The organism is Streptomyces sp. HPF1205 (assembly GCF_020400825.1).
Lineage (GTDB): Bacteria > Actinomycetota > Actinomycetes > Streptomycetales > Streptomycetaceae > Actinacidiphila.
This window is the reverse complement of sequence record NZ_JAINVH010000002.1, coordinates 1-21,691: the sequence shown is the minus strand read 5'-3', so window position 1 is coordinate 21,691 and position 21,691 is coordinate 1. Positions and strand designations below refer to the sequence as shown.

Genomic DNA, 21,691 nt, shown 5'->3' with positions numbered 1-21,691 from the left:
CGGCAGCCCCGAAAGCTACCGCGACCTCATCGACCAGCTCTGTGCTTTCGCACAGGAGAGCGCGCGGCACAGCGCGGCAGGGGGCCTATGACACCCGGCTCGGCAGAGGCCTGTTCGAGGGCGGACGATCCGGGGCTCGTCCCGTAGCCGATGGGCTCAGCTTGCCCATGACCGGCCCCCTTATGGCCGGCTCAGCGGATATCGCATCGCTCGGTCGCTGGTTGAGGCGGTACCGTGCGTTTCCTCGGCCCATCGCCCTTGCGGGGCCTATGACTCGGAGAGCGCCGATCATGTCCAACCGGCCTGTGACAACGACCTTGTGGCGTCCGACGGGGCCGAAGGAACTGGAGCTCGTGCGGGAGCTCGGCCGGCGTGCCTGGCCGCCTCGCCTGCCCGAGCAGCCGATCTTCTATCCCGTGCTCAACGAGGACTACGCGATCAGGATCGCCAGGGACTGGAACGTCAAGCACGACGGTGCCGGCTTCGTCACCCGCTTCGAGGTCGAGACCGAGTTCCTTACCCGCTACCCCGTCCAGCAGGCCGGCGGGCGCACCATCCTCGAACTGTGGGTTCCCGCTGAGGAACTCGACGACTTCAACGCCCACATCGTCGGCGAGATCCAGGTGGTACACGAGTTCCACCGACCGCGCTGATCTCCCTCTCGGCAGGCAGCACGATCACCAGGGGGACGGATGTGATCACGGCGTCGGAGTCCTTACGGAAAGCCTCGCCCACCCGGCTCCGCTCACAGCAGCGTCCTGTACGTCTGCCAGCCCCACCCGATCTTCGCGCGGGGCGCGAACAGCCCGTTGCCCTCGCCGTTGTAGCGCCACAGGTCGCCGTTGGCGTCGCGGGCGAGGAGGTCGGCGCGGCCGTCGCCGTTCAGGTCGCTGACGCCGACGAGGGAGTTGTAGGTGTTCCAGCCTCCGCCGATCCTCATACGGGAGTGGAAGCCGCCGTTGCCGTTGCCGTCGTAGCGCCACAGGACACCGGCGGTGTCGCGGGCCAGGAGATCGCCGATGCCGTCGCCGTTCAGGTCCTGCCCGGCGATCAGCGCGGTGTAGATCTGCCAGCCTCCGCCGATCCTCACCCGTCCCGCGAAGACACCCGCCGCGTTGCCCGCGTAGAAGTACAGGACGCCTGAGGAGTCCCGGGCCACCAGGTCGGGACGGCCGTCGCCGTTCAGGTCGCCGGCGCCTGCCAGGGAGTTGTAGACGTTCCAGCCCGAGCCGACGAGGCGGCTGGGGGAGGAGGGGGCGAAGGACTGTCCGTTGGTGCCGTCGTACCGGTTCAGGCGGCCCGAGGCGTCGCGGACGAGGAGGTCGGCGATGCCGTCGCCGGACAGGTCGCCGATGGGTACGGCCGTCGAGGAGGCCGGCCAACCCGTTCCGGAGGCGGAGGCGGCCCGTACCCCGCCGGGTGCGCTGCCGGTGCCCGGGCGGACGTCGAGACGTCCCGCCGAGGTGAGGGCGAGCAGGTCGCCGACGCCGTCACCAGTGTAGTCGCGGGCGTCGGAGGCGCCCCCGTTCAGCATCACTGTCCCGCTCGTGACGACGGCGGGCCCTTGACCGTTGGCGGGCCATGCCGTGAGCGTCCACGTGTAGGCGCCGTTCGGGAGTACCCGGCCGTCCGCGCCATGACCGTCCCACTCGCCGTACACGTCCTGCTCCAGCAGATCCGAGGCAGCCGGCTGAGTCCAGACGGCCGTGCTGGACCCCTTGCGTCGCAGGTCGACCTGCCAGCGCGCGGGGCCGGTCAGCTGCCACCTGGGTTCCCAGGCAAGCGGCCCGGCCGTGACGGTTGCGGGGACCTGGTCGGCGAGAATGGCGAGCGGGGAGTACGGGACGCCGGGCGCCAGGACGTGGGTGGTCAGCGAGGTGTCCGTGTACGCGATGAAGCCCCGGTACTTGTCGACGGTCCACGTGATGTTGCGGTCGTCGGCGTACGGCCCCGCGGGCAGGGCCGCGATCGTACGATCCCGTGCGGTCCCGGTGTGGACATCGGTGAGTACGAGGGCGCCTTCGGTGTGCCGGAGCACGAATCCGTCACCGAGCAGCGCCGGCCCGGCGCCCACACGCACGGACTGGCCCGTCGTACTGTCCCAGACGCCCGCGGGGCCGGCGGCCGCGCACGACCAGTAGACCCAGCGGCCGAGCACCTGGATCTCGTCCGGCACGCACGGCGCGTCGGTCGTGACCGTCCTGGGATTCGCGCCCGTGGCCGCGTCGGCGGCGGTGAGCACGCCGGGCGTCGCCGTGGCCGACCACAGGGTCTCGCCCCACAGCGCCGCCGCCACGGTGGGGCGAGTGGCGATGACGTGCCGGGTTGCCAGGTCGATCACGGACTGCTCGCCGGCTGAGCCACCGGAACCGCTGTCGTAGAGCACGTGGTGCAGACCCGCGGACACGATGCGGCCGCCGGACGAGTGCAGGTCGACGTCCAGGACCGAGTAGGGCGGGAGCCCGTTGACGAGGTGGTCGTCGCCGGACGCGTCCCGGATGAGCGTGACTCTCCCGGGGTAGCGGTACGAGGCCGTGAGCGGCATGCAGGGGTTTCCCTCGCCGCACTCGGTGACGCCGCTGAGGGGTTCCGTTCCTTCGTCGGCGGTCGACGTGGGGCCTGTCGGCACCTGATCCTCACCGATTGTGAAGGAGGATGCTTCGGCCTGGGGTGGGGTGCCCGGCGCCGTCTCCACCCGGGTCAGTTCTCCGCCCGAGAGCGAGAGTCCGATGGACCGCGGCTGGTAGGTGGGGTATGTCCGCAGCAACTGCGGGGTGCCGCCGTCGGGGCCCACCTTGTACGAACCGTAACTGCCGTCGCCGGTCGCCGCGTCGAAGACGTAGCCCCCGCCGTCGGACTGCAGGAGCATCCCCGCGTCGCCGTTCAGCGCCGTCGCGGGACCACCCGCCAGCGGGTAGGACAGCAGCGGCTCGTGGGCGGGCGACTGGATTCCCCCGACTCCCGGAGCGGTGAGCAGCGCGTCACCGGTGAAGGCCAGGTTCGAGGGAGAACCGCCGATGGCGATGTCACGGACGACTTCGGAGGGATCGGTAACCGCGCGGACGGTGACCGTCCCGTCGACCAGGTAGCCGAAGTAGCCGTGGCCGAGGACCAGGTCGGTGGAGCCGACATCGGCCGCCGTCGACCAGGCCAGAGTGGCGTTGTCGGTGTCGATCAGGCCAACCCGGCGCTCGATACCGGACAGGTAACCGATCACCACCTCGCCCCTGGCCACCCTCCACGCGGGGTTCTTGACTCCCGACGCCGGCTGCCCGCTGATCACGGCGTCACGGACGAAGGTCCCGTCCGTACCGGGGGTCAGCAGGTGCAGCGTGTACCCGGTCGTGGTGCCGTCCGCTGCGAGGACCGCCGTCTCGCTGACGCCGACCCAGCCGGAGGAGGTCGGGAAGACGCCCAGCGGCTTTTCGCCGGAGGGGAAGGCGTAGTCGGTCCGGCTTCCGGTGGCCACGTCGTAGATCTGCAGCGGGCCGCCGCTCGGCAGCGCGCCGATCAGGACCGGGCCGTGTCCGTCGTCCATGAGCCGCGCCAGGGTGATGTCGCCGAAATGGCGGTCCGTGCCGTCGTAGCCGTGCCAGACGTCGTCGAACTGTCCTGAGGCGGTCGTGCTCCTGATGAGGTAACCCGTGGCCCCGGCCCGGTACACGGGCTCCCCCGCCGGACCGGCATGGGTCGCGGTCGGGATCGTCACCTCGACCGGGGCGGTATCGGCGTGCGCGAGCGGCGGCAAGGGGCCGACGGCGGCGGCTACGGCCGCCAGCGCGGCGACCAGTCCGTGCCGGAGTGCGGTGGTACGGCTCACGTGGGGTCCCCTCCCGTGCACGTCCCCGCGTTGCGACGCGCGGGCCTGCGGCCGACCGGTGTCGGCCGGACAGCCGTCGATGGGGAGGCGCCCGGGGTCGAGAAAGCGGAGACGCACGGACACGCGGCGGCCTGCGCACGGCAGCGCAGGAAGAATCGAAAGCCCCCCGGCCCCCGGATGTCCCCCCAGCAACAAGAAGCGCACTATAACAGCGGGTGGACTGCGAGCGGCTGCCAGGATCGGGGTCGCGGCTCTGCTCCATGGCCCGCGGACTGTTCCGGCGCAGGTGACCGGCTCGCCGTCTCGGTGCCCAGCCCCGGCCAAACCGAGCGTGAGCCCTGACCTGGCCTTCATCGTGGCCTTGGGCGGGAGTCAGGAACGACGTGTACCGTGCCGCCTCGACACGACGCTGCTCAGCAAGTGGGAGGCGCGGCAGTAATCCCGATGGCCCGCACCTTGGAGTTCGGGAGGGCGAGCACGTCGGCGAACAAGCCGGTGAGGGTCTGCTTGCTCTTCCCCCCAGTCGTAGAGCTGTCCGGGAATCTGCGCCTCCGCGTGCATGGTGGTGCTGCGGTCGGCACCACGGTCGACGTGTACTCGAAGTACGCCGCCGAAGGTCTTGCGGTCAGAGGGGATCTCGGCGGTCAGGGTGCATCCGTCCTCACGCTGCTCGACGGATCGAACCGCTTGGCCGTGGAAGGCCATGGAGCACAGAACGGCGGCGATGACGCGGCCTATGGGTGCCGGTATGGCACCTTCCTGTGACGCCCCGGTACGCAAGCCCCGCTTCAGTGCCCATATGCGTCCGCGGTCCACTGCCCCGCGGGCTACGGCTCCGCCGAGGGCCGGAAACACGACGGCGGTCCTCGCGAGGAACTCCTCGGCGCTCATGGGGATACGAGCGTGGGCTGCGCAACTACCAACCGCGTTGCGAACCAGGGGAGTGCCGGTGATCACCTCGAAGCGGTGGTCATCGGCCCAGTCGGCGCCTGCATCGACTCCATCGCCGTCGTGTACCGCTGGCAAGGTCACCTCGCGTCGGAGATGCGGGACGAGAGTCAGGAGTCAACCACGGTGGGGGCGCGGGGAACAACGCCCGCGGCGGGCGTATCCGCCGCCTCCTGGGATTCCGTTGGGGTGTGGCCACTGTTAAAGTTCGCTGTCTCGTTGGGGGATGACCGGGGCCGGGGGGTTCGTCGATCTCGTTTCGCGGCAGCGTGCTGTCATGCGCTGCGGCGCGCCCGTCCGCTCGCCTTCGGGCCACGGCGCCTCCTCGTCGACGCGGACCTGCCATGGGCTGTCCGCAGGCCATGCCGCGGCTGCGTGGGGGCCGTGCAGGAGAGGGATTCACGTTGACCGGTAGCACCACAGTCCGCCGTGCCCTGGTGGCCGCGCTTGCGGCCGTCGCGGCGGCGGCCGGTCCGCTCCCGCAACTGGCCCAAGCCGATACGGCCCCGGCCGAGCTGACTATCGCGCCGCAGCAGAAGGCGGGTCCGGTGGGCTGGCCGGTGACCGTGGGCGACGCGACCGGTTACCTGCTCCGGTCGGATTCTCTGGCCGGTGTCGGCGTTCACTACGCCTGGTACAACGACGACGGATCTCTGGCCCACGACTTGGGGGACCTGAGCCCGGGCCCGCAGGCGACCAGGCTCGGCGACGGCAGCACGCTGCTGTGGGCGCTGGTCCAGGGCGGGACGGGGGTCAAGGTTTACGACCGGGCCGCGGAAACGTGGAACACGTACCCGCTCCCCGCCGGCCGAACGGCTGTGCAGGTCCTTCCGACATCGTCCGGCTGGACCGTCGCGGCCACCGGCGCCGTGCAAGGTACGAGCCCGTATGCGCCGCAGTTGCTGCACCTGCTGGACCCTCAGGCGGACGGGGTTTTCACGGATCGCCCGGTGACGGGCTGGCCGGCCGCGGGCACCACTTCCTTCGGCGCCTGGCGGGTGGCCCCGGGTACCGCGGTGATGCAGTTCGAAACCATGGACCCGCAGTGGACCGCGGGACTGCTGGACACGGACACCGCGTCGCTGACCGTGTCGGGTCCCGAGGACAACGCGCCCCTGCTCAACCATGATCTGTTCGGTTGGGGAGCCGATGGAGCAGTGGAGCTGCGCCCGCGCAGCGATCCGCAGTCGGCACCGCGCAAACTGAGCCTGCCCGGACCTGCGGGTGACAGCAAGATCCTGGTCCTCACGGACTCCGTCCTTCTCGAAGAGGACTTCACGAGCGACCAAGCGCACGGCACGCTCTACTCCGTGCCTCTGGACGGCGGGCCGGCGACCGTCCTGCTGCAGGATGCGGGAACGTTGCGTACGAGCGCGGATCACGGTGCTCTGGTCGCAGGCGTCGACGACACCGGCGCCAAGGTCGCCTACAAAGTGCCGGCGGCAGGCGGCGCGCCGACCGTCGTGTACCGCTATCCGACCCACCAACCGGAGCACATCGGCCTCTCCGTCGCGAGGGGCATTGTCTCGCGGGCCGAGACCGGGCCCGATACCTCGGTCACGGCCTACGTCAGCGGAACCGAGGTAGGGGGCGGAGCGGCGCCGACGCTCGGGCTCACGCTCGATGACGGGACCGTGTCGGACGCCGGTATGCCTCGCTGCGACGGTGGGCTGCGCTGCCTGGCTCTCGCTGACAGCGATGACGGCACGAGTGACTCCTCGGCCTGGGTGTCGCGCACGAAGACCGGGGACGACGACGTCCACGGGCGGCGGGCCAGCATCGTGATCCCGGGTTCCCACGGCGGTCGGATCGTCTCGGGGAGCGGTGCCCGTTTGCTGTTCGACGGCTCGGACGGCGAGCAGTACGTCCTCGACGTCACGTCGTCGCAGATACTCTCCACCCGCTCAGCCACGACAGCCGCGCTGTGGGGCGACACGCTGTGGTCGGCCACGGCCACACCCGGCGTGTTCACGGCCGCCGACGCGAAGACCGGCAGGGTGACGAGTACGGTCGCGACAGACGCGCCCTGCGTGCCCGACGAGATCCAGGTGCTCGGGCGGTGGCTGTACTGGTCGTGCGGCGGCAACGGTCCGGCCGGGGTCTGGGACGGCGTGTCGCACAAGTCGGTCTCCGTCCCCGCGGGTCATGCCCTGCTCGGTGACGGCTATGTGCTGCGGCACTCCGGCGACCAGTTGGTGCTGACCGATGTGCACACCGGATCGGCCGCGCCGGACCGGGTGGTGGCGGCCTTGCCGGCCGGCTCGTACTCCGACGACCGGGACATGACCTGGGCCCTTGACAAGTATGGCGACTTCCTGGCGTATACCGATCCACAGGGCACCACGCACGTGCTGCCGTCGGGTGTGGCACCGTCTCCGATCGGCGTTCTCAGCAGCCAAGTGAGCGCATTGGCAGGAGTGTCCTCCAGCGGATGCGGGTGGCGGCCGGAGTGGACGCTGACCCGGCCGGCGACGTCCTGGCGGGTGGACCTGCGGCAGAAGGGCTCCACGACGGTCGTCAAGTCGTTCTCCGGCGGGGCGACTTCGCGGGCGGCCGGCCTGTGCTGGGACGGCCGCGACAGCCGGGAGCTGCTGACCCCCGACGGCGACTACACCTGGACGCTCACGCTGACGCCGGCGGACCGCCGAGGCGGTACGAGTAGTGTCACGGGCACGGTGAAGCTGTCCGGGGGCCCGGAGGCCCCCCGCGACTACACCGGTGACGACATCGGTGACCTGCTGGCCCTGACGTCCCATGGCGGCATTGACGTCCGCCCGGGTACCGGCACCGGATCGGTGGGCCCTGCCACGCTCAAGGCCACCGGCTGGCCCTCAGGTTCGACCATCGTGCCGATCGACGACCTCAGCGGCGACAAGGTCAACGACCTGCTGGTGCGCGATGCCTCCGGCCGTCTGACGCGCTACGACGGCGCCAAGGGCTTGCCGCTCAGCCCGGCGTCGCCCTCCCACCTGATCGGCGGGGGCTGGAACATCTACAACCTGCTGACGTCGCCCGGCGACGCCGATGGTGACGGTCTCCCCGACCTGATAGCCCGCGACACCTCGGGCACCCTCTACCTCTACAGGGGAACAGCGTCCGGCGTGTTCGCCCCGCGGACCACAATGGGTTACGGCTACCAGATCTACGACATGATCGTCGGTGTGCACTCCATGGAAGCGGGCCTGCCGCAGTGGGGCTCCCTCCTCGCGCGGGACAAGTCCGGCGTGCTGTGGGAGTACCAGTGCAACGAGAAAGGCCGCATGAACGCCCGCCTGCGCATCGGCGCCGGCTGGAACGTCTACAACTCCCTCGTTGGAGTGGGCGATCTCAACCACGACGGCAACAACGACCTCATCGCCCGCGACAAGAACGGCGGCCTGTGGCGCTACAACGGCCTCGGCAACCGCCGATTCGCACCACGTGTGCAGGTCGGTCGAGGGTGGCAGATCTACAAGTCCCTGGTCTGACACCTGCCGAGTCAAGGATTCAACGGTGCCGGGAGCGACGTGCACGCGGGCCGCAGCTCAGAGCGCCTTGCCTGGGCCATCGGCTCCCGGTCACCGAGGGTGGGGTCGGCGAGGCGCGGATCCGCTGGAGCGTGTCCCGTAGGACCGGGACGGGCAGCGAAGGGTGCGCCGCCGTCTTCGACGTCGCCGGCCCGCTCGGTGGGGGCCGCCTCGCTCCGGCAGGTTCGCCTCCTGCAACGCAATGGGACGGTGGGCGAGAAGGGCGGCTGCCCTACTGCCAGGGAAGGGTGGGAGCGCGGCCACCATGGTCGGCAGTGGCCTGCGCTGCTCCCTGTCGATCTGTTCGGTTCGACACGCCGAGGCAGACGGCGCACGGTAGTTTCCTCCCAGCGAGGAGGGGAGAACTCGGTGGTCTTGCGCTCGACAGCGACGCGGTTCGCGCGCTTACGCCGTGTGCTCGTGGGCCTGCTGGGGGCGGGTTCCTTGGGGACGGGGGTGTGCGCGGTCTTCGTGACCGGGAACGGGACGGGTACGGGGGCGTTGGTCGGTCTCGGTGGTGTGCTGCTGGTTCTCGCGCTGTTCGAGGATCGTCTGGAGAGTTTTGAGTTCGGGGGAGCCAAGCTCAGGCTTCGTGCGGCGGCCGCGGATACGTACGCGCTCGCGGAGGAGGCGGAACGGCGGGGGGACAGTGCCACCGCGCGTCGTTTGCGTGAGCAGGCGCGGGCCCTGCTGGGTGTGGCCGAGCCCGCGGCGGCCGAGTACCGGAGGCTGCGCGACTCGATGGCTCCCGGCCCGGAGCGCACCCGGGTGCTGGAGGAGCTGGTCGCTCGCACCCGCCGTCAGGCGGAACGGGAGTCGTTCGAGCCGGCGGAGGTTCTGCGTTGGCTGCGGGAGGGGAACGAGGAGAAGCGCATCACCGCCTTGGTTCTGATGCGTGCCAAGCGTGAGTTGCGGGACTTCGAGACGGTCCTCGACGCGATCGGACACTCTCACAGTGCTTTCGAGCAGTACCACGCGATGCTGCTCGCGGCAGAAATGATCGATGACCTCGACCCCCGGCAGCTCAGGCGGCTTGCCGAAACGGTCACCTCGCAGCGCGGGCACAGGTTCGACCCCGGGGCGGACCGCTGGGCTCTGAGTGAGGAGATCCTCCGGAAGGCCACCGCCCGGTCGAGCGACGCCGAAGCCAGGGACGACTCGGCAAGGTGACGTGGCCATGGCTTCAGCGTTCGGCACGGTGAGGCCCGCGTCGACGGCGGCCGGGTCGAGCCCAAGGCCGTTTGCGAAAGCACGGTGGCGCTGCCAACCCGGGTACGGGCCCACGTGCACCAACGAGCTTTGTCAGCCGCCCGTGGTCAACCTTTGGTCAGCCCGGCGCGGCCACGGGCTCGCCACCCAGCTTTTCCGCTGATCAGACCGCGTGCGCCTCCGTCGCGCGAGTCGGCCTTGAAAACCGTCGTGGCAGCGATGTCACCGTGGGTTCAAATCCCACAGCCTCCGCGCAGGTAGCAGTAAGAGCAGGTCAGAGCGGGTGTCCCTCCGAGAGGGGCACCCGCTCTGTGCGTGAGGTGTCTCACGATTGACCACCGTTGACCAGGGCGCGCGGCCAACCTGCGGCCAGACCGCCGCGACGTGATCGGGGGCAGTGACCGAGGCGTGAAAAATCCCTGCGCTGAAGTTGCGTGCGTTCGTAGGCTGCCGTGGTGACGTGGAACGAGAGCTCAGGCACAGTCAGCAAAGCCTTCGACGAGTGGAAGCACGCTGAGGCTGACATCCGAGCTTTCCTACGGCTGTCTACGGCTTGGTCTGAGACTGGTTATGAAAAATCTTGGACTGAGGCGGAGCGGTCACTAGCGGAGATCTTCGACCCGGACCGCCATGAAGGCGACGAGCACGTGGATATCAGGGCCGTGTGGGTCCCGGACCCGGAAGCCGTGCAGTCGGATGCTGTCCGTGTCGATGTCGTCCGGCTCGGGGTGGCCCTCCAGTACGAAGCCGCAGAGCGCGCGCAGCGCGTCTTCGCCCAGTTCCAAGGGGTGGAACGGCAGTGGGTACGGCTCTTCGTCCTCGTCCGGCCAAGGGATGATGTCGGCCGGGCGGTCTCCAGCCCAGTAGGGCAGCTCGAAGGGGAGTGGTTCGCCGATGTTCTCGATGATGCCGCTGTCCGGGGACAGGCTCAGCGAGCGGACGAGTCGGCCGTCCTCCCACACGGCGAACGCGAGCCAGTCCACGACGCTGTGCATGGCGTGCAGAACGAGCCGCCGGCCGACGCTCGACGCTACGAGGTGTTCCGGGAGCTGGGAGGGAAAGTCGATCATCACCCTCTGGTCGCCGATGACCTCGATGCCGGGCCAGCTCGCCGCGTACGCCGTCCCCTCCGGGGGGTATACGCCGTCCCAGAGAGTCGAGCCTGCGATCTCCTCTATCTCGCAGCCCGGGTAGAGCAGCCGCATCATGCCGGCCGTGCGTGCGAGGTCCGCTGTGCCCGCTTCTCGCAGCAGCCCAGGTACCTCGCCGTCGGCGTACACCAGAAAGCCCGTCTTGGCTCCCAAAGCCCCTCCCCAGGGTGTGGCCTTCATCGGCGGGTGCACAGTAGCCGCCCCCACTGACAAAGCGAGATGACGAAGCCGCTGTGGCTCGGGCCCGGCTGCGGGCGGAAGCCGCCACCGAGGAGACCCGCCTTGCGGCCGTGACGCAGGCTGGGGCGCGCGTCGCACGGGTGCAGGCTGCCACCGCCGCCACGTTGTCCGAAGCATGATCGACGCTGGAGAAGGTCCGCGCGGGTGAGGACACCGCACGTGCCCTGACCAGCGTGACGGGCCGCGTCACACCCGTGTGGGGCCCGGTCGACACCGCGCCCGCGCTGGAGGCACCCGCGCTGACGGATGCGGACTTGGACCGCATCGTCACCGCGCTTCTGGCCGAGCAGGCGCCCCCGCCGTCGTACCAGGAACTGGCCGTGCGTTTCCGCGCTGCCAGTCACACCGCCGCCGAGGTCCGGTTGCGGGCTGCGTGGAAGCGCGTCATTGCCGAACCACCACCGGTTGGCCCCCCCACCCCTCCGATCGGTCACCCCTCATTCGAAAGGCCACCTCGTCATGACCGACGTGTTGCTCCGTCAGCACATCGCGCGGGAAGGGGTCGTCACAGACGGTCGGCTGTTCCGTGCGGCCCGGGGCGGACCCGTCCGGTCACAGGAGTACGGGGCGGTGTGGAAGGAAGCGCGACGGCGCGCACTCACCCCGGCACAGGTCGCCTCGCCTCTGGCGTCGATCCCGTACGACCTGCGGCATGCCTGCGTCTCGTTCTGGCTGCGCTCCGGAGTCAGCCTCGCCGAGACCGCGCGCAGGGCAGGCCAGAGCATCGCAGTACTGCAGCGGTACTACGCCAAGGTGCTGGACAGCGAAGAAACGTGTATGAACGACTTGATCGACCAGGGCTTCGCCCAACACGAGGACAGCGGATATTTGAGTCCGGGGGACCCTAGCTGATCAACCGTAAGCTAGTCGGCAGGCACGAGCTCGACACACTTTGCGCGGTAGAGCTCCTCCGCAGGAAGTGTCCCCTTGTTCCACCTCAGCGCCCACACGGGCCGGTCTGCCTCGCGGACAACAGCGCCTAGTTCGTCGAGAAGCCGCAGAACCCTCGCCTCGCCTAGCATCACCTTGCCGCCGACGTACGATCGCTCATAGTCCTGCATCGTTGCTTCAAGGCTTTCGTCACGGAAGCGACGCCACGACTGCTCATGGCGCAGCTCCCCCCGCTGATGGGTGAGCAGGTGGCGGAGAGCTCTTATCTCCTCCACTCCGTTTGTGTCGACGGTAGTGCCGAGGATCTTGTGAGCGCAGGCCAGCAAGGACCACGGAGGCGACTCCTGGTTCTTGTTGGTCTTCAGCCGCAGACGCATTCTCTGGCCTTCGGGCCCGAAGCGGAGGTGCTCAAAGGTCTCCTGGAGAGCACTCTCCATGTAGACCTCGAAGGCCGTAACGCCATCTTTCAAGGCCGCTGCCTCAAGCATCCACAAGTACTCGGCGGGCCAGAGTCCAGACACACTGTGGTGGAACATACCCGCGGAGCGGGAAGCGGCGCTGCAGAAGGCCGTGGAAGCCATGGGCCCACCGCGCTTCTTCTCTCGGGGCCCTGACGGCTCACTCATCGAGCGCGATGGCCTCTAGCTCGGGCTGCTGCTCCTCCCACTGCGCTGATTATCCGCAGGTGTCCGCGCTCGCCCGCCCTCGGGCACACCTGCTTGCTCCTGCTCGCCGTGCCCGCGAGGCCGTCGCCTGCCCGTACCGTCAGGGCAGTAGCGGTCATCGGGCTGTTCCCGAGCTGGTGGACCAGCCGTGGACCATCGGCCGACCGTTCACGCCCCCATGCCACCCCCGCCGCAGGTCAGACCACCCCTCGGCCACTGCCGGGTGTCCCGTCTTGAAAACCGTCGTGGCAGCGATGTCACCGTGGGTTCAAATCCCACAGCCTCCGCGGTAGAGGTACGGGAAACGGCCCCTGACCAGGCGATTCGGTCAGGGGCCGTTGGCGTGTGCGGTGTCGGGTAGTGACCGGGGTTCCCCGCGGTTCCCCGGTGGATCGGGCACGGATGGGGCACGACCGCGCTGGGCCGTTACGCCTGGTGAATGTGCGGTTGTGCGTTTCCTACTCTCCTGCGCGCACTTGTGCGCTCCGGCTTCGAGACTCACCGTCTAAGCAGGCACCTATGACGTCCGGCATGTGGGGGAAGGGCGGTGGGACTGTGGCACCGGTGACGCCGTGGGCCCGGAAGATGTTCGGTGACCAGGCCGAGGAGTTGATGAGAGCTATTCCCACGTGCCTTACCCGAGCGCATGAGCGAGCGCGAAGCGGTCACCAAGGTGTCCACACTCAGACACTTGAGGCGTACGGCCATGGTCTCCATGCGGTGCAGTACGAGGAGTTGGCCGCCAGTCTTGAACTCTTCCCCGACGCATCCGCTGTACGCCTTCAGGGTCGGACGGTCATGATCATCGCGGGGCACGTCATCTATCCGATACGTTATGCGAAGACCGACGTACCCGTCACGGCTGCGCGGCTCCGACGAGCCACCGGCCTCCGCGCAGACCTCATCCGTTATCACGGCCCTGAACCGATGCAAGGGGAACTCGACCTGGGTCTCCCCGAGGTGGATGAGCAGGACGTACACCGCGACCTCAGCCACCTTCCTTCGGATGTCGGGCTGGTTCTGGTTGCGTATGCCTGCGCGATGGACCGCGGCGTGATGAGGCTCGAATGGGGCTCGGCCGAGTTGCGCACTGAAGATCATTACTTGATCTGGCATCACCACGAACCACTGAGCCTGCCCGATCAGATGCCGAACAAGTGAACAGGGGTCCCGCTGACCTGGGGCCTTACGAACGATCAACGCTGTGATCTGCGGCTGAGCCGTCAACGGTTGTCAGCGTTGGTCATCGTTGTGCGGTCTCAGACGGCCCGGAGACGACCCGAGTGCTTGACAGTCTTCGACCAGATCTGCCGAATAGCCGCCTGTAGAAGCAGTGCTGGCGAGAATGAGCGTCATGGATGCGGGGCTGGCCGCAGTGCTGGGTGCCGCGGTGGGTGCGGTGGGGACGGGCGAGCTGCGATCGTTGCGGCGTTGCTGGCGCGATCTCAAACGCGAATGCAGATCGTCGCAGAACATCCATGTGGGGGGTGCCCCTCTCTCCTTCGTCGAGCTCCGGGGAGGATGCGGGTCATGACGCGAGGGGCTCAGGGGCGGGATCGGGCGGGCCGGACGGCGGCGCACTATGCCGCTTTGAACGGTGATGTTGATTGTTTGCGTGGGCTTGCGGTGAGCGGGGTGGATCTGGACGCTGCAGACAGTGCCGGGTGGACGCCGCTGCATTTCGCCGCGCAGGCCCAGAACGCGCAGGCCGCCGAGGCTCTTCTAGCCGCTGGGGCAGCGGTGGATGTGCCTGACCGGTATGGCAATACCGCCCTGTGGACGGCGGTATTCAACTTTCGCGAGGAGGGCGCGATCCTGCGTGTGCTGCTGGAGGCGGGGGCCGATCCGGAGCGGGAGAACGCGCACGGGGTGAGCCCGCGCGGTCTGGCCGACAAGATCGCCAACTATGACGTCGCGGCCCACTTGCCGGACGTGAAAGGTTCTTCCTCGTAGGGTCTGCTTGCCTCGCGCCCCAGGTCAGGCCGCCTCTGCGGGTCGTGATTCGTGGAAGGTGCTGGATCTTCATGCACAGCCTGTTGCCTGTACGGATCAGGCTCGGGGCTCAGGTGCCGCACGGCCGCGTAGGGGTGCCTCAGGTAGCGTCCGCGGAGGCGGGTGAAGGCGGTCGGGTTGGGGCGGTGCGAGAGGAACTCCTTGATCTGTTGCGCGCATTGGCGTGGGCTTGCCGTGCTGGTGTCGCACTCCAGGTCGTAGTCGCCGTGCTCGTGGACCAGGTGGTATTGGTGCGCCGCAAGGCCTGGTGGGCGGTCGCCCCGGGCCAGCTCGCGGCGGGTCAGTTCGTCGAGCGGGCAGTGGACGCCGACGAAGAGTACGTCCTCGGGCCGCAGCACCGTCAGGCAGTCGAGCAGTCGCCACGGCTCGCTCAGCACATGGTCGACCACGATGTCGTTGCCTGCCTCGGCCATGGCCGCGATCGAGCGGTGGAAGCCCATCCTGGTCCGCCGCAGCGCTTCTTCGAGTTCCTCGGCCCCGAGTTCCCGCTTGCTGCGCATCGCGTTGAAGCCGTCGACCGCCAGGTGGAAGAAGACGCCGTCATCGAGAATTTCCAGAAGCTCCCGGGCGATGCTCGACTTCCCCGAGCTGGAGGTGCCGTTGAGGAAGATGATGCGACCAGATGCCATAACGGCATGATCCCAGGTCGCCGGAGCCGCGCTCAGGGGATCTTGGCGAGCGGCGGCCGCAGGCGGCCGCCGGTCCGAACGTACGGCCTGATCGAGCCGGTGGGACCTGGCGCGGAGACGACTGCGGCCATCAGTGATCACCGTGAGTTGTGTGGACTGACGATGAAGCTTGTGAGCCACCGCCGCATTTCAGAGGGGTGCTCGCGTTGTTCTGACGGCGGCGCCCAGAAGGACCCGCAACCACCAGCCGACACGCCGATCTCACCTGAAGTGCTCATCGGCCCTCTTCCGGCGCTGACCGCCGGTCGGCGAGGCGATCCTGGTCGGCGGCGTTACCGGCACGCGCCTCGGTGCGGTGACCCCGTGCCAGGTGGTCCCGGACAATCAACTCGACAGCGTCCTGAGCGCTCCTGACGCCGGCCAGCAGCATGACCTCGATGGCCAAATCGCTGTCCAGGCTGATGGTGACCTTCGCCATGACACCTCCTGAAGGGCTCCCGCGGAGCCTGTCCAAGCGGCTGACGGTCGGCGATGGGTAGGTTGCCGCACCTGGGAAAGAGGGACGGAGCCAGAAATCCGACCGGTCGCAAACGGCTCATTCCGTAACGAGTTCTTACCGATCTTCAAAGGGCGGTGTCGGCGGGGCTGACGGTCCATGATCCCTGCGGTGTGCCGACTTCATGGGGTATGCGCAAGGAGGCGGGCTGACGGCCGAGCGGCGGGTCTTCCGCGAGAGGTTGAGGATGGAGGCGGCCGAGCGGTTCGCCCAGGGCGAGGAGAGCACGGTCATCGCGCATGACCTGCTGGTCGGCGTCCGGTCGGTACTGCGCTGGCGCAAGGCCTGGTCGCAGGGCGCCGCTGGGGCCCTGGCCTCGAAGGGGCCGGCGTCGTTGCCGCTGCTCAGTGACGAGCTGTTCGCCGTGCTGGAGCAGGAGCTGGCCAAGGGGCCGGTGGCACACGGCTGGCCGGACCAGACCTGGGCCCTGTCACGGATCAAGACCCTGATCGGGCGCCGGTTCCACAAGAGCTGCACCATCCAGGGCGTCGCCGCGCTGCTGAAACGGCATGGCGGAGCTGTCAGGCGCCCGCCGGCCGGGCGATGGAGCGCGGCGACGCGGCGGTGGCCGGCTGGGTGAAGGAGACATGGCCCGACGTGGAAGGACCGTGGCGGCGCTCGGGGCCTGGCTGGTCTTCGAAGACGAGGCCGGCTTCTCGATGACGCCGCCGATCACCCGCACGTGGTCCCGCCGCGGCCACACCCCGGTCGTCCGCGTCAGGTGCCGCTCCCGCCGCCGCTTATCGGTAGCCGCCTTGGCCTGCCACAAAGCGGGTGAGCCGAGGCTGGTTCACCCGCGAGTACGGCCTGCTCTACCGGAAGTGGCCGGGCCAGGCGACGGCCCAGGCCGGCCACACCGATACTGCTGAACGGGACGCCCGCATGGGAGTGGTGGAGCCCGTGTGCGCTCGATCTCGCACGCGGGGTGGGCCTATCCCGGCGCGCTACGGGGATTCGACGGGTGATGGCGCAGGCTGTATGTCTTGAACCGGGGAACGGGTCCGGCAGACGGCGCCCGATGAAGGTCACCAGTTGCGGTCTCGCGTTCGGCACCGTCGGATGAGATCCGTGGTGGAGACGCCGGGGGTGTATTTCACGAGCCGCAGTTTGCCGACGGCTGCCACCGGGCCGAAGACCTCTTCGACGGCTTCCGGTGGGAGGTCGTCCCCGTGCACGACGACCGCGATGTCGTGCTCGTCCAGGAACTCGGCCGTGAGCCGGTACGGGGCGTCCGGTATCACCGCGTCGACGTACCGGCACGCCTCGATCACGGTGACCCGCTCGCCCAGGGTCATGATGGGCTTCCGTTTGTACTGGGCCACGACCTCGTCCGAGAGCACGCCGACGATCAGCCGCTCTCCAAAGGCGCGCGCGGCTTTGAGCAGCGCCACGTGTCCAGGGTGGAACAGGTCTCCCGCCATGTCGACGTAGACGTTCCCCTTCTTGCCCGGCTCGTTCCGGTCGGCCACGGCTTTCGCCCCTTTGCAGCGTCAAGCCGACCGAGTTTGCAGTGATCGTCCGTGGCTGTCAACCCTGTCCGAGGACACGGCTACAGGTGGTCTCCAGGGGGCCGCGTCGTAACTGATCACGAACACCGGCCGACTGGTCGTCGACGGCCACATTCCCTGCCCGACCCGGCATGACGACGCGCAGCGGACCAGCCGTGGACCCGCAATTCGCCCGCCCGCTCCGTCTGTGCCGCGTCGGCTCTCCGCGACCACCTCCAAGGGCGCGGACCGGCTTCCGGCAGAACTGGGGACGGAGATCGGCTGGGGAGGACGCCCGCCGCAGCGGTGCTGTCATTGCTCTGGGCTATGGTTACCGGTGCTCCGGGAGGGGTTCCCGGGGTGGGGAGGGAACTGATGCGTTCGTTGAAGGGGGCGGTGTTCGCTGCCACCGCCGTCGCCGCGCTCTCGCTGGCCGCTTGTGGCCCCTTGGGCAGTGGTACGGCGAAGGGGAGCGGCCCGGCGGGTGCGCCGAGTGCGGCGGCCGGCGGCCACGGCACCGTGGTCCAGGCCGTGCAGGCACTGGATCTGGTGCGGGCGGACACCGGCAAGGTGCATTCGGCGACCGGTGAGATCACCATGCGCGTGGGTACGACGATGAGTGCCACGGCCAAGGGCGACATCGACTGGTCGCGGGGCCTGGAGGGCCAGTTGACCATGAACGTCACCGGCGGAAAGGCGGCACAGGCGATCCGCGGGGCTACGGGGCAGAGCACGGTGGTGGCCCGGTACCTGCCCGGCGCGTACTACGCGAACATGGGGCAGAAGGCTGCGGGTCTCCTGGGCGGAAAGCACTGGATCAGGTACGGGTACGCGGACCTGGCGCGTATCACCGGCCAGTCCGGGACCGCGATCCAGGACGCTTTCCAGAGCGACAACCCGGTCCGCTCGGTCGACCTCGCGTTGGCCTCGGGGGACCTTCGGCAGGTGGGCACCGAGACGGTACGGGGTGTGCCGGCCACGCACTACCGGGGGACGGTGGACGTGATGGCCCTCGCCCGCCAGGACCACCCCCACCTGAGTGCCTCGGATCTGGCCGGTGTCCGCGCGATGCTGCGGAAGAAGGGCGTCACCAGCGAGCGGGTCGACCTGTGGGTGACGGCCGACCACCTGCCCGTGAAGGTCGTTACTCACGCCCGCACCAAGAAGGGCGACCTGGACACCACCGTGTACTACTCGCACTTCGGTGTGGCCGTTCACGTCCAGGCGCCGCCCGCTTCGGACTGCGTGAACTTCACCGACCTGGCGGGAAGCACCCCGACCAAGGCCTGAGCAGGGGCGAGGGCCGCCTGCCGAGGGGGGATGACCATGCCCAGGGGTCGGGTCCGGCGTACCGTGGCCGCCGTGGCGGCCGGAGGATTGCTGTCGGCAGCGGCCGCTTGTGGTGGGGCACGGGGTGGTGCGGGAGATGGGAAGCCGACCGGGCCCAGCGCGTCCCGGTCGGCCGCCGCCGTGGCGACAGGCCCTTCGGGCGCGGCCACCGCGCTGCAGTTGGCCGTATGGGCCGCCAACGCGAAGGGCTCGGCGAAGGCGGCTGGGGTGGTGCACGACGGCGTCTACGGCACCGACCGGCTCAAGGGCTCGCAGACCTGGGTGGACGAGGTGGGCGCGGATGTCACGTTCACGTTCACCGACGGGCCGGTTCTGCAGTCCATGCGCAGCAGTGGCCAGGGCGACGTCGGGCTGGCGCGGTCGCTGCCCGAGGCGTTCTACACCGGCTCTCCCGTCCTGACCCCGTCGCTTCGGGGCAGGCACTGGGGTGAGTACACCCCGGCCGACCTCGCCGGGCGCGCGGGCGAGCCGAACCGCCATGGGGTCGTGCTGCTCAAGGAGCAGGTCGAAGCGAGCGATCCGATGTTCGCCGTAGGCGCGCTGCTGACATCGGCCGACGTCCACCGGGTGGGTACCCGTACCGAGCAGGACCGGGTGCTCACCGGCTACCGCGGCACCGTGTCGGCCGCGCACGTGGCGAAGGCCGTCGCGGCGGGCGGGCCGGGTAGCGGAGTGCTGCCCTGGCTGAAGGAGTCCGGCACGCGAGTCGGTACTTTCGAGGTGTGGCTCGGCCCTGATCACCTGCCCTACCAGGCCTCCATACGCGGCGACTTCTCCGACGGCGCCTTCCTCGCGACGTTCACCTGGTCGGACTACGGTGCTCCCGTGCGCGTCACGGCGCCGCCGGCCTCCGACACATGGACCGCCGCCGACGTGGCGCGGCTGCGCGCAAAAGCGGCTGGCTGAACGAGACGAAGCGCTGCGGCCGGAAGTCGTCGAGCACGATCTTGAGCACATCGTCGGCATCGCGGACTGGACCTCGGCCCTCGGCGACGCGACGGTCGCCGCGGCGATGCTGGAACGCCTCCTCGCCCGCGCGCAGACGCCGAAGTGTCTCTGCCCCCGCGGCACGTGAGGGCCGAGCCTCCTCAGACCACACCCCGAGATCAAGGCTCACGACGTCCCCCCCGCAACGAGCACCGGCCTCAGACGGGTGGCGACCCTACGGGACCGCTCCGACAACCGGCTCTCCGCTCCCCAACCTCCCCAGAGCGTTTGCCGCCGGCGAGGAACTCGTACGAGGTGCGGACGCACAAGTCGCCCTCGGCGAGGCCCAGTCGGGCCGCGATGTCGGCGGGGGCCGGAGATCTCGGCCCAGGTGCGGGCGCGGTCGGCGGTGAGACGTGCGCGGTCGTGGGAGCCGATCTTGACCAGGACGGCGGTGGTGAGGCTGTACACGGTGGACAGCCGTGCCTGGTCCGGGCTCGTGCGGGTCGCGGCGGCGGAATGGGCGTCGGCGATGAGGCCGGGCGGAGTGGAGATGAGCGGCGGCCCGAGTGACCCCGGCCGGACGAGCGATCTCGTCGCCGGTGACGAGAGGACGGGCGGGCCGGGAGTGCGGCGACTGGCGTCCGGGCCGGCGGCGCCTCACCCCGTATGACCAGAACGTCGAGGTGGCCCCGGCCCGAGGGCTGGATTCGCGACGCGCCGCCCGGAAGGTGTCCGGGCGGCGCGTCGCATTGACCCCGATGGGAAGGCTCGAACAGGCTCAGTTGGAGAAGTACAGGTACTTCCAGGCCCCGTATGTCGTCGTGTTGACGTAGTCGCCGGACGACGTGTCTATGTACGCCGCCCTGATCCGGGCCCTGATGCCGGACTCCCCCGGCGCCCCGAGGTCGACGACCGACCTTCCGGTCCTACTGAGCAGGAAGTACTCGGAGTCCGTCGCGTACCACCTGCCGGCGTAGTAGATCTCCAGATCCAGGCGCTGGGCGCGGCGCGGGTAGGCCGTCATGACCGTCGTCACGTACGGAGCGGTCGACTTGTGGAACCAGTAGTACGACCTCGAGCCGATCCTGCCGGTCTTGTAGTACCTGCTGATGCCGGTCGAGATCGCGACCCGCGTGTACGCGGTCCCCTTCACCGTCCGCGGGGCGCTGCGGGCGTCCCCCTTGTAGACGACGGTGATGGCCGTGTCCCGCACCAGTTGTACGGTCGTGCTGATGTAGCCCCGGGAATTGACCGTCCCCGTACGCACGAGCTTGTTGGGCTTGTCCCCGCCGTAGGGGTCGGCCCAGATCTCGACCGTGCGGTTCCTGTAGGTGGCCCCGAGGTGCGCGGTGAAGGTCACCTTGGTGTTGTAGTTGTAGACCTTCCCGGTGTTGTTGACGGTGAGCGTCGTCGCGGTGCGGGAGACCGCCACGTTGCGGGACGCGCTGACCGCCGTGTGCGTGGCGTCGCCCGCGTAGGAGAGCTTGTACGTCACCGTGCCGCCCGCCGGCGGGGTGTCGCTGAACGCGAACGTCCCGTCCGCCTTGGGGTGGACGGCCGCCAGCGCCTTGCCCTTGGGGCTCTCCAGGTCCACGCGCAGGACCTGGAGGGTGGCGCCGGAACTCACCGGCACCGTCGCCGACAGCTTCCCCTTCACGGTGAGGGCCTTGCCGCGGGTGGCGGTCGCGGGGGCGCTCAGTGTCAGGGTCGGGACGTTCTTCGTCGGGTCGGTGAGCACCTTGAGGGTGTAGGTGCTGCCGTTCCCCACGAGCGCGAAGATCCGGGAGTAGTCCGGGGCCCATGTCAGCGCGGCGGCTCCGGTGCCTCCGACGGCGTACTTGTGCAGCGGCTGGGTGGCGTTCGGCTTGTACACCATCACATTGGTGCCGGACGCCTGGGCGACCAGTCCGTTCGCGGCGATGTCGGCGCGTTCACCGGCCGGGTAGGCCCCCGCGGCAGTGAACTTGCCACCCGAGTAGCCGTCCCGCTGCGTACCGTTCACCAGTACCTGCGGGGTGCTGCCGGGCACCAGGTCGATGTCCGAGATACCGGAGTTCAGGGTGTAGTCGCCGAAGTACCACGCGGTCGACTGCGGAGTGCCGGTGGAGACGTCGACCACCGACATCGAGTCCGTGGAGATGCCGGTCTCTCCGATGGCCAGGACGCCGGGGTTCGACGGGTTGGTGTCGAGTATTCCCGGCCCCCAGATGCCCGGCCACGGCCCCGGGAACTGCCCGAGCGTCACCGGGTTCGCCGGGGGCGGGGTCGGGGTGGTGGTCGGTGTGTCCGTCGGTGT

General features: G+C 69.2%; 15 protein-coding genes and 5 pseudogenes. 12 read left to right on the top strand and 8 right to left on the bottom strand.

Translation table 11 applies throughout. The features are described 5' to 3' along the window. Nucleotides 1–290: 290 nt before the first annotated feature. Nucleotides 291–653, top strand: coding sequence for a hypothetical protein (locus K7G61_RS02385; RefSeq protein WP_225844888.1), 363 nt, complete (start codon nucleotides 291–293; stop codon nucleotides 651–653). A gap of 92 nt (nucleotides 654–745) precedes the next feature. On the opposite strand, the gene K7G61_RS36830 is transcribed toward K7G61_RS02385, so the two are convergent. Continuing rightward, nucleotides 746–3,820: a VCBS repeat-containing protein gene (locus K7G61_RS36830; protein ID WP_225844886.1), complete on the bottom strand. Its 3,075-nt coding sequence runs from the start codon at nucleotides 3,818–3,820 to the stop codon at nucleotides 746–748. 444 nt (nucleotides 3,821–4,264) lie between these two features. On the opposite strand from K7G61_RS36830, the gene K7G61_RS02375 reads away from it, so the two are divergent. The 3 genes from K7G61_RS02375 to K7G61_RS02365 all read left to right on the top strand — a co-directional run bounded on the left by K7G61_RS02375 (nucleotide 4,265) and on the right by K7G61_RS02365 (nucleotide 9,444). Further along, nucleotides 4,265–4,585 (top strand): hypothetical protein, encoded by a 321-nt coding sequence (locus tag K7G61_RS02375; protein ID WP_225844884.1) that lies wholly within the window; start codon nucleotides 4,265–4,267, stop codon nucleotides 4,583–4,585. Nucleotides 4,586–5,172: 587 nt separating this feature from the next. Beyond that, the gene (locus tag K7G61_RS02370) at nucleotides 5,173–8,235 is read left to right on the top strand and encodes a hypothetical protein (protein WP_225844882.1); all 3,063 of its coding nucleotides are present in this window, start codon (nucleotides 5,173–5,175) and stop codon (nucleotides 8,233–8,235) included. A gap of 558 nt (nucleotides 8,236–8,793) precedes the next feature. After that, entirely contained in the window at nucleotides 8,794–9,444 is a 651-nt protein-coding gene (locus K7G61_RS02365; protein WP_225844880.1) for a hypothetical protein, read from the top strand. Between the two features lie 641 nt (nucleotides 9,445–10,085). Here K7G61_RS02365 and K7G61_RS02360 read toward each other — a convergent pair. Beyond that, nucleotides 10,086–10,814 (bottom strand): hypothetical protein, encoded by a 729-nt coding sequence (locus tag K7G61_RS02360; RefSeq protein ID WP_225844878.1) that lies wholly within the window; start codon nucleotides 10,812–10,814, stop codon nucleotides 10,086–10,088. 41 nt (nucleotides 10,815–10,855) lie between these two features. Here K7G61_RS02360 and K7G61_RS02355 point away from each other — a divergent pair. Continuing rightward, nucleotides 10,856–11,266 (top strand): annotated as a pseudogene (locus tag K7G61_RS02355) (protein spdB); the annotation flags it as partial. A gap of 67 nt (nucleotides 11,267–11,333) precedes the next feature. Continuing rightward, the gene (locus K7G61_RS02350) at nucleotides 11,334–11,726 is read left to right on the top strand and encodes a hypothetical protein (protein ID WP_374204027.1); all 393 of its coding nucleotides are present in this window, start codon (nucleotides 11,334–11,336) and stop codon (nucleotides 11,724–11,726) included. 11 nt (nucleotides 11,727–11,737) lie between these two features. Here K7G61_RS02350 and K7G61_RS02345 read toward each other — a convergent pair whose 3' ends face one another. Beyond that, nucleotides 11,738–12,286, bottom strand: a complete 549-nt coding sequence (locus K7G61_RS02345; RefSeq protein WP_225844876.1) for a hypothetical protein — start codon at nucleotides 12,284–12,286, stop codon at nucleotides 11,738–11,740. An 864-nt stretch (nucleotides 12,287–13,150) separates the two neighbouring features. On the opposite strand from K7G61_RS02345, the gene K7G61_RS02340 reads away from it, so the two are divergent. Both K7G61_RS02340 and K7G61_RS02335 read left to right on the top strand, forming a co-directional pair. Further along, the gene (locus tag K7G61_RS02340) at nucleotides 13,151–13,591 is read left to right on the top strand and encodes a hypothetical protein (RefSeq protein WP_308190574.1); all 441 of its coding nucleotides are present in this window, start codon (nucleotides 13,151–13,153) and stop codon (nucleotides 13,589–13,591) included. Between the two features lie 294 nt (nucleotides 13,592–13,885). Then, the gene (locus tag K7G61_RS02335; protein WP_308190573.1) at nucleotides 13,886–14,383 is read left to right on the top strand and encodes an ankyrin repeat domain-containing protein; all 498 of its coding nucleotides are present in this window, start codon (nucleotides 13,886–13,888) and stop codon (nucleotides 14,381–14,383) included. 125 nt (nucleotides 14,384–14,508) lie between these two features. On the opposite strand, the pseudogene K7G61_RS02330 reads toward K7G61_RS02335, so the two are convergent. Further along, nucleotides 14,509–15,072: pseudogene (locus K7G61_RS02330) on the bottom strand (chloramphenicol phosphotransferase CPT family protein); the annotation flags it as partial. A gap of 274 nt (nucleotides 15,073–15,346) precedes the next feature. Further along, nucleotides 15,347–15,550, bottom strand: coding sequence for a hypothetical protein (locus K7G61_RS02325; RefSeq protein ID WP_225844870.1), 204 nt, complete (start codon nucleotides 15,548–15,550; stop codon nucleotides 15,347–15,349). A gap of 265 nt (nucleotides 15,551–15,815) precedes the next feature. Here K7G61_RS02325 and K7G61_RS02320 point away from each other — a divergent pair. Both K7G61_RS02320 and K7G61_RS02315 read left to right on the top strand, forming a co-directional pair. Beyond that, nucleotides 15,816–16,291: pseudogene (locus tag K7G61_RS02320) on the top strand (winged helix-turn-helix domain-containing protein). Then, a pseudogene (locus K7G61_RS02315) lies at nucleotides 16,216–16,422 on the top strand (hypothetical protein); the annotation flags it as partial. The pseudogenes K7G61_RS02320 and K7G61_RS02315, both read left to right, overlap by 76 nt. Nucleotides 16,423–16,653: 231 nt before the next feature. Here K7G61_RS02315 and K7G61_RS02310 read toward each other — a convergent pair. After that, entirely contained in the window at nucleotides 16,654–17,097 is a 444-nt protein-coding gene (locus K7G61_RS02310; protein WP_225844869.1) for an adenylyltransferase/cytidyltransferase family protein, read from the bottom strand. Nucleotides 17,098–17,490: 393 nt separating this feature from the next. Between K7G61_RS02310 and K7G61_RS02305 the strand changes: the two genes are divergently transcribed. Further along, a complete protein-coding gene (locus K7G61_RS02305) occupies nucleotides 17,491–18,405 on the top strand; it encodes a hypothetical protein (RefSeq protein WP_225844868.1) in 915 nt (304 codons plus the stop codon). 180 nt (nucleotides 18,406–18,585) lie between these two features. After that, complete coding sequence (locus K7G61_RS02300; protein ID WP_225844867.1) at nucleotides 18,586–19,371, top strand: hypothetical protein; 786 nt, start codon at nucleotides 18,586–18,588, stop codon at nucleotides 19,369–19,371. 308 nt (nucleotides 19,372–19,679) lie between these two features. On the opposite strand, the pseudogene K7G61_RS02295 reads toward K7G61_RS02300, so the two are convergent. Together K7G61_RS02295 and K7G61_RS02290 are read right to left on the bottom strand one after the other, a co-directional pair. Continuing rightward, nucleotides 19,680–19,769 (bottom strand): annotated as a pseudogene (locus tag K7G61_RS02295) (GntR family transcriptional regulator); the annotation flags it as partial. A gap of 404 nt (nucleotides 19,770–20,173) precedes the next feature. After that, nucleotides 20,174–21,691, bottom strand: a 1,518-nt coding sequence (locus K7G61_RS02290) for an Ig-like domain repeat protein (protein WP_225844866.1), incomplete at its 5' end; no start/stop codon positions are given.

Excerpts from the sequence above, each read along its gene's own strand:
- K7G61_RS02385 (WP_225844888.1), top strand. The coding sequence starts at position 291 with ATGTCCAACCGGCCTGTGACAACGACCTTGTGGCGTCCGACGGGGCCG.
- K7G61_RS02375 (WP_225844884.1), top strand. The coding sequence starts at position 4,265 with ATGGCCCGCACCTTGGAGTTCGGGAGGGCGAGCACGTCGGCGAACAAG.
- K7G61_RS02360 (WP_225844878.1), bottom strand. The coding sequence starts at position 10,814 with ATGAAGGCCACACCCTGGGGAGGGGCTTTGGGAGCCAAGACGGGCTTT.
- K7G61_RS02350 (WP_374204027.1), top strand. The coding sequence starts at position 11,334 with ATGACCGACGTGTTGCTCCGTCAGCACATCGCGCGGGAAGGGGTCGTC.
- K7G61_RS02335 (WP_308190573.1), top strand. The coding sequence starts at position 13,886 with ATGCAGATCGTCGCAGAACATCCATGTGGGGGGTGCCCCTCTCTCCTT.
- K7G61_RS02325 (WP_225844870.1), bottom strand. The coding sequence starts at position 15,550 with ATGGCGAAGGTCACCATCAGCCTGGACAGCGATTTGGCCATCGAGGTC.
- K7G61_RS02305 (WP_225844868.1), top strand. The coding sequence starts at position 17,491 with ATGCGTTCGTTGAAGGGGGCGGTGTTCGCTGCCACCGCCGTCGCCGCG.